Annotated in this window: 13 protein-coding genes; 3 read left to right on the forward strand and 10 right to left on the reverse strand. The window is 72.7% G+C overall.

Features of this window, described 5'->3' with window-relative positions:
• Positions 1 to 9: 9 nt before the first annotated feature.
• Positions 10 to 1,716 carry a cation:proton antiporter family protein gene (locus LUM46_RS19320; RefSeq protein ID WP_274996167.1) on the reverse strand — a complete coding sequence of 569 codons (1,707 nt, stop codon included), beginning with the start codon at positions 1,714 to 1,716 and terminating at the stop codon, positions 10 to 12.
• 25 nt (positions 1,717 to 1,741) lie between these two features.
• Positions 1,742 to 3,004, reverse strand: a complete 1,263-nt coding sequence (locus LUM46_RS19325) for a winged helix-turn-helix domain-containing protein (RefSeq protein ID WP_274996168.1) — start codon at positions 3,002 to 3,004, stop codon at positions 1,742 to 1,744.
• Between the two features lie 78 nt (positions 3,005 to 3,082).
• On the opposite strand from LUM46_RS19325, the gene LUM46_RS19330 reads away from it, so the two are divergent.
• Complete coding sequence (locus LUM46_RS19330) at positions 3,083 to 3,862, forward strand: ComF family protein (protein ID WP_274996169.1); 780 nt, start codon at positions 3,083 to 3,085, stop codon at positions 3,860 to 3,862.
• A gap of 233 nt (positions 3,863 to 4,095) precedes the next feature.
• The gene (gene hpf, locus LUM46_RS19335; RefSeq protein ID WP_274996170.1) at positions 4,096 to 4,767 is read left to right on the forward strand and encodes a ribosome hibernation-promoting factor, HPF/YfiA family; all 672 of its coding nucleotides are present in this window, start codon (positions 4,096 to 4,098) and stop codon (positions 4,765 to 4,767) included.
• A 127-nt stretch (positions 4,768 to 4,894) separates the two neighbouring features.
• On the opposite strand, the gene LUM46_RS19340 is transcribed toward hpf, so the two are convergent.
• The 4 genes from LUM46_RS19340 to LUM46_RS19355 all read right to left on the reverse strand — a co-directional run bounded on the left by LUM46_RS19340 (position 4,895) and on the right by LUM46_RS19355 (position 9,501).
• Positions 4,895 to 6,622 (reverse strand): LpqB family beta-propeller domain-containing protein, encoded by a 1,728-nt coding sequence (locus tag LUM46_RS19340; RefSeq protein WP_274996171.1) that lies wholly within the window; start codon positions 6,620 to 6,622, stop codon positions 4,895 to 4,897.
• Positions 6,622 to 8,382, reverse strand: coding sequence for an MtrAB system histidine kinase MtrB (gene mtrB, locus LUM46_RS19345; RefSeq protein WP_274996172.1), 1,761 nt, complete (start codon positions 8,380 to 8,382; stop codon positions 6,622 to 6,624). The genes LUM46_RS19340 and mtrB overlap by 1 nt, the downstream gene beginning before the upstream one ends.
• Positions 8,382 to 9,062, reverse strand: coding sequence for an MtrAB system response regulator MtrA (mtrA, locus tag LUM46_RS19350; RefSeq protein WP_274996175.1), 681 nt, complete (start codon positions 9,060 to 9,062; stop codon positions 8,382 to 8,384). Before mtrA ends, mtrB begins: the two co-directional genes overlap by 1 nt.
• Before the next feature lie 286 nt (positions 9,063 to 9,348).
• Positions 9,349 to 9,501 carry a hypothetical protein gene (locus tag LUM46_RS19355; protein ID WP_274996176.1) on the reverse strand — a complete coding sequence of 51 codons (153 nt, stop codon included), beginning with the start codon at positions 9,499 to 9,501 and terminating at the stop codon, positions 9,349 to 9,351.
• Between the two features lie 10 nt (positions 9,502 to 9,511).
• Here LUM46_RS19355 and LUM46_RS19360 point away from each other — a divergent pair, with 10 nt between their 5' ends.
• Complete coding sequence (locus LUM46_RS19360; protein WP_274996178.1) at positions 9,512 to 10,516, forward strand: trypsin-like serine peptidase; 1,005 nt, start codon at positions 9,512 to 9,514, stop codon at positions 10,514 to 10,516.
• A gap of 79 nt (positions 10,517 to 10,595) precedes the next feature.
• On the opposite strand, the gene LUM46_RS19365 is transcribed toward LUM46_RS19360, so the two are convergent.
• The 4 genes from LUM46_RS19365 to LUM46_RS19380 are packed head-to-tail and all read right to left on the reverse strand — an operon-like array spanning position 10,596 to position 14,920.
• Positions 10,596 to 11,948, reverse strand: coding sequence for a DUF58 domain-containing protein (locus LUM46_RS19365; protein ID WP_274996180.1), 1,353 nt, complete (start codon positions 11,946 to 11,948; stop codon positions 10,596 to 10,598).
• A 10-nt stretch (positions 11,949 to 11,958) separates the two neighbouring features.
• A complete protein-coding gene (locus LUM46_RS19370; protein ID WP_445376106.1) occupies positions 11,959 to 13,014 on the reverse strand; it encodes an AAA family ATPase in 1,056 nt (351 codons plus the stop codon).
• A complete protein-coding gene (locus LUM46_RS19375; protein ID WP_274996181.1) occupies positions 13,011 to 14,300 on the reverse strand; it encodes a DUF4350 domain-containing protein in 1,290 nt (429 codons plus the stop codon). Before LUM46_RS19375 ends, LUM46_RS19370 begins: the two co-directional genes overlap by 4 nt.
• A complete protein-coding gene (locus tag LUM46_RS19380) occupies positions 14,297 to 14,920 on the reverse strand; it encodes a DUF4129 domain-containing protein (RefSeq protein ID WP_274996183.1) in 624 nt (207 codons plus the stop codon). Before LUM46_RS19380 ends, LUM46_RS19375 begins: the two co-directional genes overlap by 4 nt.
• Position 14,921: the final 1 nt, after the last annotated feature.

The following is a 14,921-nucleotide window of genomic DNA, read 5'->3' on the forward strand; positions in this document are numbered from 1 at the left end:
GCAGCCGGGTCAGGTGGTGCCGGCCCCGGCGCCGGCCCCGGTACCCGCTCCGGTAGCCGGCTCCGAGACGGGCTCGGGGCCCGGTGCCAGGACTCCTCGGCGCTCCGCCTGCGCGTCGCGCATCCCCTCGGCGGCGACGTAGCCGAACGCCGCCTCTGCCGCTTCGTCGGCCAGCGCCAGGCCTGCCGTGCCATACAGGTGGAAGACGGCGTCGGCGCCGTGCCGCGCGAGCTCGGCCACGTCGTCGTCGTACCGTGCGACGGCGGCAACCGTGCCCTCGAAGCCGCTCGCGCGCAGCTGGGACAGCGCGATCAGGTTCGCCGCGTGGAACGGCATGGCCAAGATCGCGAGCCGGACGGCTCCGGCACTGCGTACCCGGCCCCAGAACTCGATGTCGGTGGCGTCGGCCTGCACCACCGTGAAGCCCCCGGTGCGCAAGGTGGCGACGCGAGCCGGGTCGTGCTCGACGCCCACCACGTTCATGCCGTAGTCGTCGCGCAGCTGGCGGACGGCGCCACGGCCGACGCGCCCCATACCCAGCACGAGCGCCTCCGCGCCCGACACGTCGATGAGCCGTTCCTCCCGGTGCAGCCACTCGTTGGGCTTGGACGGGAAACGCCTGGCGAGCGCCATCGCGAACTCGTTGCCGCGGGTGTTGACCGCCGAGGAGAGCACGAAGCTGGCCGCCACGGCGACGGCGAGCACCACCAGCCATTCGTCGTTCAGCAGGCCGGTCTGGGATCCGACGGCGACGACGATCAGGCCGAACTCCGAGTAGTTGGCCAGCACCAGGCCCGACAGGATCGCCGTGCGCTTGCGCAGCCGCATCAGGCGCAGCAGCACCGCGGTCACGATGCCCTGCAGCGGCAGCATGAGCAGCATGAGCAGCCCGATCGCCGCGGCCTGCCAGGTGAGCTCCCCCGAGAAGCCGATGGACACGAAGAAGCCGACGAGCAGCAGCTCCTTGAGGGTGAACAGGTTGCGCGACAGCTCGGTGGCGGCGGGGTGGCCGGCCAGGAGCATGCCCATGACGAGGGCGCCGAGGTCGCCCTTGAGCCCGACGGCGTCGAACAGCGCGTAGCCGGGGCCGAGCGCGACCGCCACGCCGAACAGCGCCTGCAGCTCGCCGTGGCCCACCCGCGACCACACCCGGCGCAGCAGCCAGGCGCCCGGGATCAGCAGCACGAGGCCGAACGCCCACAGGCTGGGCGGGTGGTTCGACGCCACGGACAGGAAGATGACGGCGATCAGGTCCTGCATGATGAGCACGCCGATGGCGATCCGGCCGTAGAGCGCGGACTGGTCGGAGCGGCCGTCGAGCACCTTGACCACGAACACGGTGGAGGAGAACGAGAGGGCGAGACCCAGCAGGGCGAGGACTCCCAGGCCCTCGCCCTCGAGCATCGAGAACCCGATCACGCCCAGCAGACCGAGGAACCCGACGGCGATGGCGACACTCATCACGAGGTGCGCCACGGTGGTGAACCACACGTCCTTGCGCAGCAGCGTCTTGACGTCGAGCTTGAGCCCGATGCCGAACAGCAGCAGGGTCACGCCGAGGTCGGCGAGGGTCCCGAGGTAGCCAGGCTCCGCAAGGCCGGCCGCGTGCAGCCCGAACCCCGCCACCAGGAAACCCACGAGGGGTGGCAGCCGAAGCAGGACCGCCCCGAGCCCGGCCGCGACCGTGACGAGCAGGAAGATCGCAGCGGTTCCCATGAGCAGAGTTTAGTTGTCGTATGTTTCAGGTAGCGGTCACCACCGCGTGCAGAGCGGGTGAAAGAGACCCCTCGGCCTGCACAGTCACCCCCTCGAGTCCCAGCCACCGGGCCATCTCGCGAAGCTCGGCCGCCAGTCGGGCGGGGGTGTCCGCCGTCAGGGTCGGTTCGGCGTGCGCGGACTGCACGCGCAGCACGCCCGCGGCGCGGTCCGCCTTGAGGTCCACCCGGGCCGTGAGCTGCGAGTCCTCGAGGAACGGCAGCACGTAGTACCCGTCGACACGCTGGGCGGCCGGGGTGTAGATGCCGATCCGGTACCGCATCCCGAAGAGGCGCTCCAGCCGCTTGCGCTCCCACACCAGGGGATCGAACGGCGCAAGGAGCGCCTGTCCCGTGGCCCGGCGGGGGCGAGCGGCTTCGCGGTGCAGGAACCACTGCTCGGAGCCACCTGCCACGCGGGCCGGCAGCAGCACGCCCTCCTCCACGAGATCAGCGAGCGCCTGGTCCGCCACCGGCCCCCGGAGCCGGTAGTAGTCCTTGATGCAACGGGCCGTCCCGATGCCGTGCGCCCGCGCCCCGAGCTCCAGCAGGGCCCGCTTGGCCTCGACCTCGGGCACCTCGGCGAGCGCCGAGGGCGGCAGCACACGCTCCGGCAGGTCGTACAACCGCTCGAACTGGGTGTTCCGGCCCGCGGAGACCACCTCGCCCGTGAAGAACAGGTGCTCCACCACGCGCTTCTCGGTGCTCCAGTCCCACCACGTGCCTCGCTTGCGGCGCACCGAGCGCCCTTCGGACACGAACCGGTCGTGGATCTGGGAGGCCGACAGCGGCCCCTCCGCCGCGACCAGGTCGCGTACCTCGGCGACCTGCGGGGCGTCCGGCAGGCGTACGCCGTCCAGCTCCCGCCAGTCGTACTCCTCCGCGAACCACCGGCGCCGGAAGGCCAGCAACGGCCATGCGCGCGGGGGCACATAGGCGGCGACGTGCGCCCAGCTCTCCACGAGACGGCGGTCGGCTGCTGCGGCCCTGCCCGTCCGCCGGGCGTACCTGCCCGACGCCGTCGCCCGGTCCAGCAGGTCGGTGTCGTACGCGCCCAGCCGCGAGAAGAGAGGCAGCAGGTGCGCCCGGGCGAGGACGTTCACCGAGTCGATCTGGAGCAGGCCGAGCCGGTCGACCACCCCCTGCACGTGCCGCATGGTGCGCGGCCCGTCGGTGCGCGGGCGGTTCAGGCCCTGGGCCGCGATGGCGACCCGGCGGGCCTGGTCGAGAGACAGGGAGATCGGTTGCACAGGAACATCGTGCCCCGACCCACTGACACTCCCTGGGGACAAGCAGCGGGGACGCCCCGGATGCAGGAACGTGGTGGCGTGCAACCCGTCCGCGAGCTCGCCCGTCTGCTGCTGCCCGTCTCGTGTCCGTGCGGCGAGCGCGACGTGCGGTGGTGCGCGCGGTGCGCGGCGCTCCTGGCCGGCCCGCCGGTGCGCACCGAGCACGGTGCACCCCGCCTGGACCGGCTCGACGGGGTCCCGCCGGTGCCGGTGTGGGCGCTCACGCCGTACACGGGGCCGGTGCGGGACGTCGTCGTGCACTGGAAGGACCGGGGACGGGCGGACCTCGACCGGCTCCTCGCGCCCGCGCTGCGGCGGGCCGCTGCCCGTATCGGCCCGGCGCTCGTGCCCGCGCTCGGCGGCGCCCCCGTCGCCGTCGTGCCGGTGCCCTCGACCGGCGCGGCCCGCCGGGCGCGGAGCCGTGAGCCCGTGGCGGTCCTGGCCCGGGCGGTCACCCACGGCCTGCACGACGCCGGTGTCCGTGCTCGTCTGGTCCCCGCCCTCGTCCGCCGCGGCGCCGCACGGGACCAGGTGGGCCTCGGTGCCCGCGCCCGTGGCCGCAACCTCGCGGGCGCCGTCCGCATGACGAGACGCGGAGCGCGGGCGCTCGGACAAAGATCCGTATGCATTCTTGTGGACGACGTCCTGACGACGGGGGCCACACTGGCCGCCGTCGAACGAGTGCTCGAGGACGCCGGTCACGACGTGCTGGGAGCGACTGTGCTGGCAGCGACGCCGCCCCCGGCGCACGAGTCCGGGATCGCGCCGCGCTCGGCGCGGGACACCGGGGAGGAATCTGATCAGAACCTGAAAGTCTGACAGATCTCTGTCGTCTTGTTCACTGTCCGTTGGGGCTGTCGTTACCCAGGTGACGGAGTTAGCCTGAACGTTCCACGCGAGATCGGAGCCCTGCCGACGTTGACGGGGCGTACGCGACGGGAGGTGGTTCGTGCCCGGCACCGGTAGCAGGGGGTGCCATGACGAGTAGAGACGGGTGCGCGCCGCCGGCAAGGGACGGCGTGGCCCAGAGTTCCCGGAGCGGAGATACACACATGGAAATTGTCGTTGTCGGCAGGCACACGGACGTGGCGGACCGGTTTCGCCAGCACGTCGAGGAGAAGCTCGCGAAGGTAGAGCTGCTGTCTCCCTACGTACGTCGGGTGGATGTGGAAGTCACGCACGAGAACAACCCACGACTCTCCGAGAACCGCGAGCGAGTAGAGCTCACGCTGCGCGCCAAGGGTCCGGTGATCCGCGCCGAGGCCGCAGCGGACGACCGCTTCGGCGCCCTGGACCTCGCGATCGACAAGCTGAACGAGCGCCTGCGTCGCGCCCGCGACCGGCGCAAGGACCACCGGAACAACAAGGTGGTCGCCCCCGTGGACGTCCGTCCGCTCGAGGAGATCTTCGACGAGGACAACGCGTCCGCCGAAGCACCCGAGCCGCAGGTCTCGACACCGGCCGCGCTGTCCGAGCCCGGTGACTCCGTGGAGACCACCATCGGCGACTCGCCCGTGGTGATCCGGCAGAAGCTCCACCACGCGGACCCGATGACGCTCGACGACGCCGTCTACGAGATGGAGATGGTGGGCCACGACTTCTACCTGTTCATCGACAAGGAGACGTCGCGCCCCTCGGTGCTCTACAAGCGCAAGGGCTGGTCCTTCGGTGTGATCCAGCTCGACAACACCTGCGGCACAGCGCCGGTCACCGACCTGACCTGAGCCGACCTGGCCTGAGCCGCCCGATCTGAGCCCGCCGAGGCGGCGCTCCGGCTGGACGGAAGACCTGGCGAAGTAGCACCGCGGCCGGCGCTGCGGTCCTACTTCGCCAGTGCCGTCCCGGGGCGGGTCAGCCCGGGTAGGCGACCAGGTCGACGTCCTCGGCCAGCGGCTGCCACACGCCGGTCTCCTCGTGCTCGAGGTCGCCGTCCTTGGTGATCACCATGATCCCCTTGTCGGCCACCCCGGCCGCCAGCTGCACGACGTCCGTCAGCCCCGGCAGCTGCTTCGACTGGCCACCGGCACCCGGGAGGCCGCCGACGCCGGCGTTCCAGACGCCCGACGTGCCCTCGCCGTCGCTCGCCAGGAGCGCGAGGGTGGTGAGCCCGGACCAGCGAGCCTCCTCGACGCGGGCCACCGGCGCCGCGACCGAGATGGGCGGCGCGAGGTCGACCGGGACCTTCTCGCCGTTCCGCACGATGCCGGCCACCTGCACCTGGGTGCCGGTGGGCGCCTGGCTCACGACCGCGATGCGCGATCCCTCCGGCGACACCGACACGCTGAGCACCTTGCGGCCGCTCAGCCAGTCGGGCTCCACCTCGACCACCTCGACCGTCTTGGTCGACACCTGCAGCTCGCCGGTGTCGCCGCTGCTCCAGGTGTTGCCGAACTTGTCGACCGAGGGAGCTGCCAGGTCCGGCCCGACGATGAGCGTCACGGGACCGCCCTCGTCGTCGGACGAGACGTTCACGATCTGGTCGGTACCGTCCCGCACCACGACCGGTGTGGTCGCCGGGCTGAGCGCGAGCGCGGTCGGGTCCAACGCCGACAGGTCCACGGGCACGTCGTGCTCGACGAGCCTGCCGTCCTCGACGCGGTACAGCTGGTCGTCCTGCAGCGCCATCGCCTGGACGATGGTGGCGGGCAGGTCGACGTCCGTCTGGTCCACGGAGAGGCGGCTGGTGTCGCTGAACAGGTCCACGGCCACCGTGCGGCCTGCCCCCTCGGAGAGGGTCGCCGAGATCTGCGCCGCGACCACGGAGCGCTCGGCGGCAGGGGCGGTGCTGATCTGCTCGCTGAGGCGGACGGCGACAGGCTCGTTCCCGTCCGTGTCCTGGATCGACGGTGACACGAGCTGGGTGCCCTCCGGCACGAGGGACCGGGTGGCTCCCTGCAGCCACTCGGGCGGCCCGGCGAGCAGCTCCTGGACCGCGTCCCGGCGCCAGGACTGCCGCGGGAACCACCGCATGTCGGGGACGAAGCTCTTGATGTTCCCTTCGGCGGGGAAGTACAGGCGGGTCGCCCGGTACTGGTTCGCGAACAGGTTGGCGGGCACGAGCACCCCGTTGTCGAGCCCGGAGATGCGCCACTCGCCGCCCGCCTGGGTGAGCGTGAACCGGTAGCTCAGCTCCCGCGGGTTCCCCACCTCGGTGTACGTGCCGGCCGTGTCGAGGGTCGCGATGGTCGTCGCGTGCGCGGCCACCTCGACGGTCTCGCCGTCCTTGACGTCGACGCCGCTCACGGACGGTTCCAGCAGTGGCGGCTCACGGACCACCCGCACCGACCCGTCGGGGTCCCACGTGCCCGCCGCGTCATCGGTCAGGAACTCCCGCGCGGTCTGGAACTCCTTCGGTGACGTCGTGGCGGCGACGGCCGCACCCAGGAAACCCGAGACGATCGCGCGTGGTTCGGCGCCGACCGCCGGACCCTGCGGGAGCAGTGCGATGTCGACCTGCGGGTCCGCGTTCGCGGTACTCACCCGGACCGGGCCGGACGTCGGGATCTGGGCGCAGGCCCCGAGCGTGACGGCACAGGCCAGCGCGGCGACGGCAGCCACGACGTGGGTTCCCTTGCGCATCAGTGCACCTCCACGTCGTTGCCTGCGGACATCCCCACCACGTCGGTGCTCCCGGGGTCGGACAGGTCCGGGATCGCCGTCGGGGTGGGGCCCGTGGGCGGGTTGATCACGGGGATCTGGCCGGTCCGGAGCCCGGGCTCGTGCGAGGCGGGCGCCATGGTCACCGGCGGCTCGCCCACCTGCACGCCGGCGCTGCGCGGCAGCGTCAGCCGGAAGCTCGCGCCCTGCCCGGGGCGGCCCCACGCGTCGAGGCGCCCCGCGTGCAGGTGGGCGTCCTCGAGGGCGATCGCGAGGCCCAGGCCGGACCCGCCGGTGGTACGGGCACGCGCCGGGTCGGCGCGCCAGAAGCGGTCGAAGACGTGCTCGACCTCCTGCTTGGTCATGCCGACGCCGTAGTCGCGCACGACGACGGCGACGGCGCGGTCGTCCTCGGCGACCGTCACCTCGACCGGCCGCTCCTCGGCGTGCTCGATCGCGTTGACCACGAGGTTGCGCAGGATGCGCTCGATCCGGCGCGGGTCGAAGTCGGCCGCCGCGTCGGCGTCGGGCAGCCGCACCGAGACCCGGACGTCCTTGCTGTTCGCGAGCGGGGCGGCCTGCTCGACCACCGACATGACGACGTCGCGCAGGTCGCGGCGCTCGGCATCGAGGACGGCGGCGCCGGCGTCGAACCGGCTGATCTCCAGCAGGTCGGACAGGAGGGACTCGAAGCGGTCGATCTGGCCGAGCAGCAGCTCGGCCGAGCGGGCGGCGTCCTCGTCCATCTGGTGCCGCGACTCGTGGATGATCTCGCTCGCCATGCGGATGGTCGTGAGCGGGGTACGCAGCTCGTGCGACACGTCGGACACGAACCGGCGCTGCATGGCGGAGAGCTCCTCCATACGCCGGATCTGGTCCTGGAGGCTCTCCGCCATCTCGTTGAACGACCGTGCGAGGCTCGCCATCTCGTCGGTGCCGCGGGCGCCCGGCATGCGCTCGGACAGGTGCCCCTCGGCGAGCCGCTCCGCCACCGTCGCCGCCCGGGTCACCGGCGTCACCGTCTGCCGGGCCATGGTCCAGGTCACGACGCCGAGGAGCGCCAGCATGCCGAACCCGCCGGCGAGGAGCACGCGGTGCACGAACGACAGCGTCTCCTGCTCGGGCTCCAGCGAGTAGAGGTAGTAGATCTCGTACCTGGCGTCGGGCGTGGCCTGGACCGTGGAGCCCACGATGACACCCGGTTGGTCCATGCCGGACCCGTCGGCCGTGGGGACGCCCACCGCCTGCAGCACCTGGTCGTCCTCGGACGCGAGGTTCGCCTGGCGCAGCTCGCTGGTGATCACCACGTCGGTCAGGTCGGCCCGGGAGGCGAAGTCGGCCACCTGCGCGGTGGTACCCAGCTCGTGCATCAGGAAGTACTCGTCCGCGGTGGAGCCGCTCGTGGCACCGAGGGTCGCCATCGTGTCCAGCAGCAGGGTCTGCAGCTCGCCGTCCGACGTCGTCGCCGTGTCCGAGAAGTTCTCCGACACCTGCGTGGTCAGTGCGGCGGCCTCCTTGTCGATGGCGGCGAGCCGCTGCTCGTAGATGCCGTCCCGGACCGACGTGGACAGGTACAGCCCGAGCACGGCGATCGCCGCGAAGCCGATCGCCAGCGCGGTGGTGACCACGCGCAGCTGCAGGGAGGAGCGCCACTGCGCGACCGCGCGCCGGGTGGACCGGACCGTGACCACACGGGCCCGGTGCACCGCCCGGCGCAGCCACGTGACCAGGCCGTGCGGCATCAGCGTGTCGCGCCCGCCTTGTAACCGACGCCACGCACCGTGAGCACGATCTCCGGGTTCTCCGGGTCACGCTCGATCTTGGAGCGCAGGCGCTGGACGTGGACGTTGACCAGGCGCGTGTCGGCGCTGTGGCGGTAGCCCCAGACCCGTTCGAGGAGCACCTCGCGCGTGAACACCTGCCACGGCTTGCGGGCCAGCGCCACGAGCAGGTCGAACTCCAGCGGCGTGAGCGCGATGCGCTCGCCGTCGCGCATGACCGTGTGGCCGGTGACGTCGATCTCGACGTCACCCACGACGAGGCGCTCCGGGCCCGGGTCCTCGCTGCGGCGCATCCGGGCCTTGATCCGGGCGACGAGCTCCTTGGGCTTGAACGGCTTGGAGACGTAGTCGTCGGCACCCGACTCCAGGCCCACCACGACGTCGAGCGTGTCGGACTTGGCCGTCAGCATGATGATCGGCACCCCGGACTCGGCGCGGATCTCGCGGCAGACCTGTACGCCGTCCTTGCCGGGCAGCATGAGATCGAGCAGCACGAGGTCCGGCTGGTGGGTGCGGAACATCCCCAGCGCGGAGTCGCCGTCGGCACAGAACACGGCATCGATCCCCTCGCCCTTGAGGACGATGCCGATCATTTCTGCCAGCGCTGTGTCGTCGTCGACGACGAGAACTCGTACCTTCATGTCCTCCAGTGTGCCAGGCGGGTCCAGCAAAGCCGGCCTACCGGGCCGCGAGGGCGCGGGAATGCCGCAGGTTCACCCGCCAGGAGCACCTCGCCACGCTCCGGCGCACCGGACATTTCCGACGGGAGACGCTCCTCGTCGAACCTGGTGGCCCCGGATGTGACCACCGCCCCGCTCGGGTGATATCGGGCTCCCTCCCGACCGATCTTGGCTACGATCCCCTCAATTGCCGACGGACCGGATAAACCGGCCATAAGGCGGACAGGGGAAATCAAGTGGGCAGAACTCAGAGGGTGCGCCTCGTGGCGATGGCGGCCGCCGTCACCGTCACCGCGACGGTCGCGTGCGTCCCGGCCGCGTGGGGTGCCGGGAACACCGGTGCGACCCAGGCGGTCAGCGCGGCTCCCGCCCGGGCCACCCAGCCGGTCGACTCGGACATCGTGTCGACCGTGGCACCCGTGCTGAAGGCCGACGGCAGCTCGACCCGTCGCTACTCGGCCAAGGAGCTGCAGCGCGTCGACGCGGCGGGCGGTGACCCGGCCGTGCTCGAGTACTGGACGCCGGAGCGGATGGCCGCGGCCAAGCCGCTGGATGCGCCGGGCGACAGCGCACTCGTGCAGCGGATGGCGCAGGACGTCGCGGCGGGCCTCGCCTCGGGCACGGCCGTCGGCAAGGCGAACACCCTGCCGAGCGCTCCCGCCGGAGACTCCGGTCAGGGTGGCACGATCGTCAGCCGCCCGGTGGCGCCCGAGAACGCCGGCGGCGCGCAGACCAACGCGATCAGGCGGTGGCCGATCAGCAACGGCAAGCTCTTCATCGGCGGGTACGGCAGTGGCTCCTACTGCTCGGCCGCGACGATCAACACCAAGTCCAAGCGCGTGGTCATCACCGCAGGGCACTGCCTGCACAGTGGGCGGGGCGGCAGCTGGTACAGCAACCTGGTCTTCGTGCCCGACTTCAGAGGTGAAGCGGTCAACAAGACGCCGTACGGGACCTTCCAGGCGCGCACCCTGCACACCTTCAAGACGTGGATCCAGAAGGGCGGCACGTCGCAGGGCTGGTACCGAGACGTGGGCATGCTCACCACGTTCTCGAACGGGCAGGGCAAGCGGGTCGTCAAGGCGGTCGGCGGCAACGGCCTCAAGATCGACCAGTACTACCGCTGGCCGGCGACGGTGTTCGGCTACCCGTCCAACCTGTCCGACGGCCAGTCGATGTGGGGCTGTCAGGGCATGACCCGCAAGAGTGGAGTCGCGGCGCGTACCTCACTGATCAGCGGGTGCAACTTCGGCACCGGAGCATCGGGCGGCCCGTGGGTGTGGCACTACAACAACAGCACCCGCCTCGGGTACGTCCGGGGCGTGACGTCGTACGGCACCCCTGCCAACCGGTCCATGGGTGCGCCGCACTTCGACAGGGCCGTGCGCAGGCTCGCGGTCTCGACGAACAACTAGCTCGGCAGTGCGCGAGAGCGCCCGGCCGCCTCGTGCGGCCGGGCGCTCCTGTGTTCGGCTGTCGTGGGCGACCTGCCGGTCAGAGCCGACCGGCCGCCTTGAGGGCCAGGTACTCGTCCGCCAGGCGCGGCGCCAGGTCGTCGGGCAACGCCTCGACCACGTCCGCCCCGTAGCGGCGCAGCATCGTGGTGACCGCCGTGCGCTCCAGGTCGCCCCGTGCGGCAGCAGCGGCGTCGTACACCTCGGCGACCGTGTCCCGGCCGGAGCGCAGCCCCGCCACCTCCTCGTCCGCGACGGAGGCGACGACCACCGTGTGGTCGCGGGCGAGCTGGTCCACGACCGGGAGCAGGCCGTTCTCCACCGCCGCCGGGTCGAGGGTGGTCAGCAGCACCACGAGCGCGCGCTGCGTCATGCGGGTCCGCACCTGCGCGACCACCCCGGGCCAGTCCGTCTCCAGCAGCACCGGTTCGACGGTGGCCAGGGACTCCGCCATGGCCGGCATGAGCCGGGGGCCTGCGGCGCCCACCACGCGGGAGCGTACGGTGCGGTCGAACGCCACGAGCTCCACCCGGTCGCCCGCGTGCCCGGCCAGCGCCGCGAGCAGCAGTGCCGCCTCGATGCTGGCATCCAGACGGGGCGCGCCCGTCGAGTCCGCGGCACCCACGCGCGCGGCGGACGTGCGTCCGGTGTCCAGCACGATGAGCACACGCCGGTCCCGCTCGGGGCGCCACGTGCGCACCACCACCTCGCGGCGCCGGGCCGTGGCGCGCCAGTCGATCGAGCGGACGTCGTCGCCCACCACGTACTCCCGCAGCGAGTCGAACTCGGTGCCCTCGCCGCGGATCTGCACCGCCGCGCGACCGTCCATCTCCCGCAGCCGTGCGAGGCGCGAGGGGAGGTGCTTGCGGCTCGCGAACTCCGGCAGCACCCGCAGACGGCCCGGGACAGGCAGCGTGACCTGGCGGCCCGCCAGCCCGAGCGGGCCGAGGCTGCGGATCGTCACGCCGCCCGCGGTCCGGTCGCCCCGCCGGGTCGGCACGAGCGTCGTGGGCAGGCGTGCGGCCTCTCCGTCCGGCAGGTCCACGTGGTGCCGCCCCGCTCCGCCCGACGCCGGGCGCACCCGCTCGGTGCTCCCCCGCCCCGGACCGGCTCCTGCCGAGGGCCCCCACGCGTCCCGGACCACGGCGCGCAGCCGCCGCCCGGAAGCGTTGCGGACCACCAGCTCGCTGGTGGCCTCCGAGCGCAGCCGGACCGAGCCGGGTACCCGCCGCTGCACCGCCACCCGTCGCGGCGAGGCGGCCAGGACCACGTCGGCGACACCCGCGAGGACCACCACCGCCGACCACACGAGCACCGTCCCGTCCGCCGGCAGGAGCAGCACGGGAACTACGCCGAGCCCCATCAGGGCGGCGGCACGCCACGTCACGACCATGCGCGCGGCCTCAGCGCGGCACGGGCACGGAGGCCAGCACCGTGTCCAGCACGCCCTCGGCGGTGACACCCTCGAGCTCCGCCTCCGCGCGCAGCTGCACGCGGTGCCGCAGGGTCGGGTGGGCGAGCGCCTTGATGTCGTCGGGGGTCACGAAGGAGCGCCCGGACAGCCACGCCCACGCCCGTGCGGTGCGCAGCAGCGCCGTCGCACCACGCGGCGAGACACCGAGCGAGAGCGACGGCGAGAAGCGCGTGGCGCGGCAGACGTCCACCGCGTACCCGAGCACCTCGCGCGAGACCTGGACCTGGGCCACCTCGGCGCGGGCCCGCTCGAGGATGTCGGCGTCGGCCACGGGGGTGACGCCGGCCGCGGCCAGGTGGCGCGGGTCGAATCCCGCGGCGTGCCGGGCGAGGACCTCCACCTCCTGGTCGCGCTCGGGCAGCGGCAGCACGAGCTTGAGGAGGAACCGGTCGAGCTGGGCCTCGGGCAGCGAGTAGGTGCCCTCGTACTCCACGGGGTTCTGGGTGGCGATCACCATGAACGGGTCGGGCAGCAGGCGGGGCGTGCCGTCCACCGACACCTGCCGCTCCTCCATCGCCTCCAGCAGGGACGCCTGGGTCTTGGGGGGCGTGCGGTTGATCTCGTCCGCCAGCACCAGGTTGGTGAAGACCGGGCCCTCGCGGAACGAGAACTCGGCGGTGCGCGCGTCGTAGACGAGCGAACCCGTCACGTCGCCCGGCATGAGGTCGGGCGTGAACTGGACCCGCTTGGTGTCCAGCTTCAGGGCCGCCGCGAGGGTGCGGACCAGGAGCGTCTTCGCGACACCCGGCACACCCTCCAGGAGCACGTGCCCCTGGCAGAGCAGGGCGATGAGCAGGCTCGTCACGGCCGCGTCCTGCCCGACGACGGCCTTGCCCACCTCCGTACGGACCGCCGCGAGGGCGGAGCGCAGCTCCTGCGACGGGGCGGGCGGCTCGGTGGTCTGCTGCGGCGCCGGGGTCGGCTGCGGCTCCGTCGGCTCAGCGGTCTGAGGCACGGGCTGCTGGGGGAAGGCTGGTTCGGTCACGGTCGGTGGACCTCGCTCTCCAGGATGTCGAGTCGGCGCGCGAGCTCGGCGAGCGCGGCGTCGTCAGCGGGGGGTGGGCCGTAGAGCAGGTCTGCCACCTGCTGCGACGGGCGGTGGGTAGCGGCGACGACGGCGTCGACCACGGTGTTGGCGTCCGACGAGCGGGCGAGGCCGAGCCGCGTGGCGATCCGGTCCGCCGTCGACGCACGCAGGCCTGCCGCGGCGTGCCCGCGGGCGCGAGCGGCCCGGTACAGCCGGGCGCGACCGCGGGTGGCCTCGGCCGACCGGACGAGCACCGGCAGGTTCTCGACGACCAGCGGCCCCATCCGCCGCACGCGCCACAGCGTGAGCAGCACGGCCGCGAGCACGACGACCAGGGCGACGGGCGCAGAACCGGGCGGCATCAGCTCGTTCACCTGGCCGCGCTCGGCGGGCGTGGGCTCGTCGTCACCGGTGCTGACGTCCATCGGGTTCGGCACCAGCCAGACCAGGTCCTCGTGGTGCCCGAGCATCCGCAGCGCGAGCGCCGCGTTGCCCTCCTCGAGGACGGTGCCGTTGCGGAGCACCGCCGGGTCGGTCACCACGGTCACCGACCGGTCCGGGAAGTCCAGGCGGGCGTAGGCGTAGGCGCCCAGCCCGTCGGGCCAGCACAGGACCGGGCGCACGCCGTCCTCCGCGGTGGACGTGTCGGTCAGGCCGGGCCGCAACGCGAGGTCGCCCGCCGCCCGTGCCGTCGGGTCGTCGCACTGCGGAGCCACCGGCGCGTCGGTCTCGCCGTACGTGGAGTCGAGGGTGTTCCGGCTCACGCCTCCGATCATGCCGAAGTCCGGGTTGAGGACCACGAGATCGGCGCCCGTGCGGTTCAGCGCGGAGATCTGGTCGTCGGCGAAGAACGACGGGTTGGGCGTGACCAGGAGGGTGCTGTCCGGCCCGGCGGCCGACACGGCCTCGGACACGGTGGTCACGTGGGTGATCCGCACCCCCTGGTCCTTCAGCACCTCGGCCACGGCCATGCCGCCCCCCTGCTCCGGGTTGTCCGGGGCGTACGGGGCGGCCGACGTCGGTGGGCGCACCACCGCGAGGAACACGACCAGCAGGGCGACGACGACGAGGACCGTCAGCGGCCAGCGCATCCGGCGCCACCTGCTCGCGGCGCGGGACCGGCCGGTCGTGTCGTCGCCGATGACCACCGGGGCGTCGTCGGCGGGGCCCGCGCCCCCTTGCGTGGCGGAGAGCGAGGCGGGCGGTGTCGGGGCGGGAGGCGCCGGTGCGGGCTGAGACGTCATACGGCGACCCCGGGGCGAGTGGCGGTGACTGCAGCATCGAGCGCACGCAGGTCCGCGTCGTCCGCCGCCGTGGCGACGCGATCGCCGTACTCGACGCCGTCGAACAGGTCGGCGCCCGAGCGCAGGCCGGCGGCCTGGTCGGGCAGGCGCAGGCCGGCGTCGGCCGCGGCCTCCTGGGCCGTGCGGCCGGGTCGCGGCTCGATGATCACACGTTCCTCCAGGGAGCGGACGACGGCACGGAAACGCTCGACGGACGCGGTCCGCCAGTCACCCGACGACGCCGCCGCGTCGGCTGCGGCGCGCATCTGCGCAGCGGTGCGGGCGTCGTCGCCGTCGAGCACCTCGGCGGACCGCGCGCGCTCGCGCCCGAGCCGCACCGGCCCGGCCACGAGCCAGGCGATGAGGAGGACCACCACGACGACCACCGCGATGACGGCGCCCAGCTGCGGGCCGGACATCGACGTGTCGGGCCAGTCGATACCGTTCAGCCACTCCAGCGCCCAGTTGAGCAGACGCGCCAGCAGCGACTCACGCTCGGCGTACTCGGGGCGCTGCAGCTCGCTGCCGAGCCAGTCGCGCGCGGTGTCCCGGTCAGGGACGACGGGTAGATCGGCCCTCATG

The organism is Promicromonospora iranensis (genome assembly GCF_028994805.1).
GTDB classification, from domain to species: domain Bacteria; phylum Actinomycetota; class Actinomycetes; order Actinomycetales; family Cellulomonadaceae; genus Promicromonospora; species Promicromonospora iranensis.

Bases quoted from the DNA above. Each gene is read 5' to 3' on its own strand.
- LUM46_RS19320 (WP_274996167.1), bottom strand. From the start codon at position 1,716: ATGGGAACCGCTGCGATCTTCCTGCTCGTCACGGTCGCGGCCGGGCTC.
- hpf (WP_274996170.1), top strand. From the start codon at position 4,096: ATGGAAATTGTCGTTGTCGGCAGGCACACGGACGTGGCGGACCGGTTT.
- LUM46_RS19340 (WP_274996171.1), bottom strand. From the start codon at position 6,622: ATGCGCAAGGGAACCCACGTCGTGGCTGCCGTCGCCGCGCTGGCCTGT.
- mtrB (WP_274996172.1), bottom strand. From the start codon at position 8,382: ATGCCGCACGGCCTGGTCACGTGGCTGCGCCGGGCGGTGCACCGGGCC.
- mtrA (WP_274996175.1), bottom strand. From the start codon at position 9,062: ATGAAGGTACGAGTTCTCGTCGTCGACGACGACACAGCGCTGGCAGAA.
- LUM46_RS19355 (WP_274996176.1), bottom strand. From the start codon at position 9,501: ATGTCCGAGTCGACCGGCTGGGTGGCCCGGGCGGGAGCCGCGCTGACC.
- LUM46_RS19365 (WP_274996180.1), bottom strand. From the start codon at position 11,948: ATGGTCGTGACGTGGCGTGCCGCCGCCCTGATGGGGCTCGGCGTAGTT.
- LUM46_RS19375 (WP_274996181.1), bottom strand. From the start codon at position 14,300: ATGACGTCTCAGCCCGCACCGGCGCCTCCCGCCCCGACACCGCCCGCC.
- LUM46_RS19380 (WP_274996183.1), bottom strand. From the start codon at position 14,920: ATGAGGGCCGATCTACCCGTCGTCCCTGACCGGGACACCGCGCGCGAC.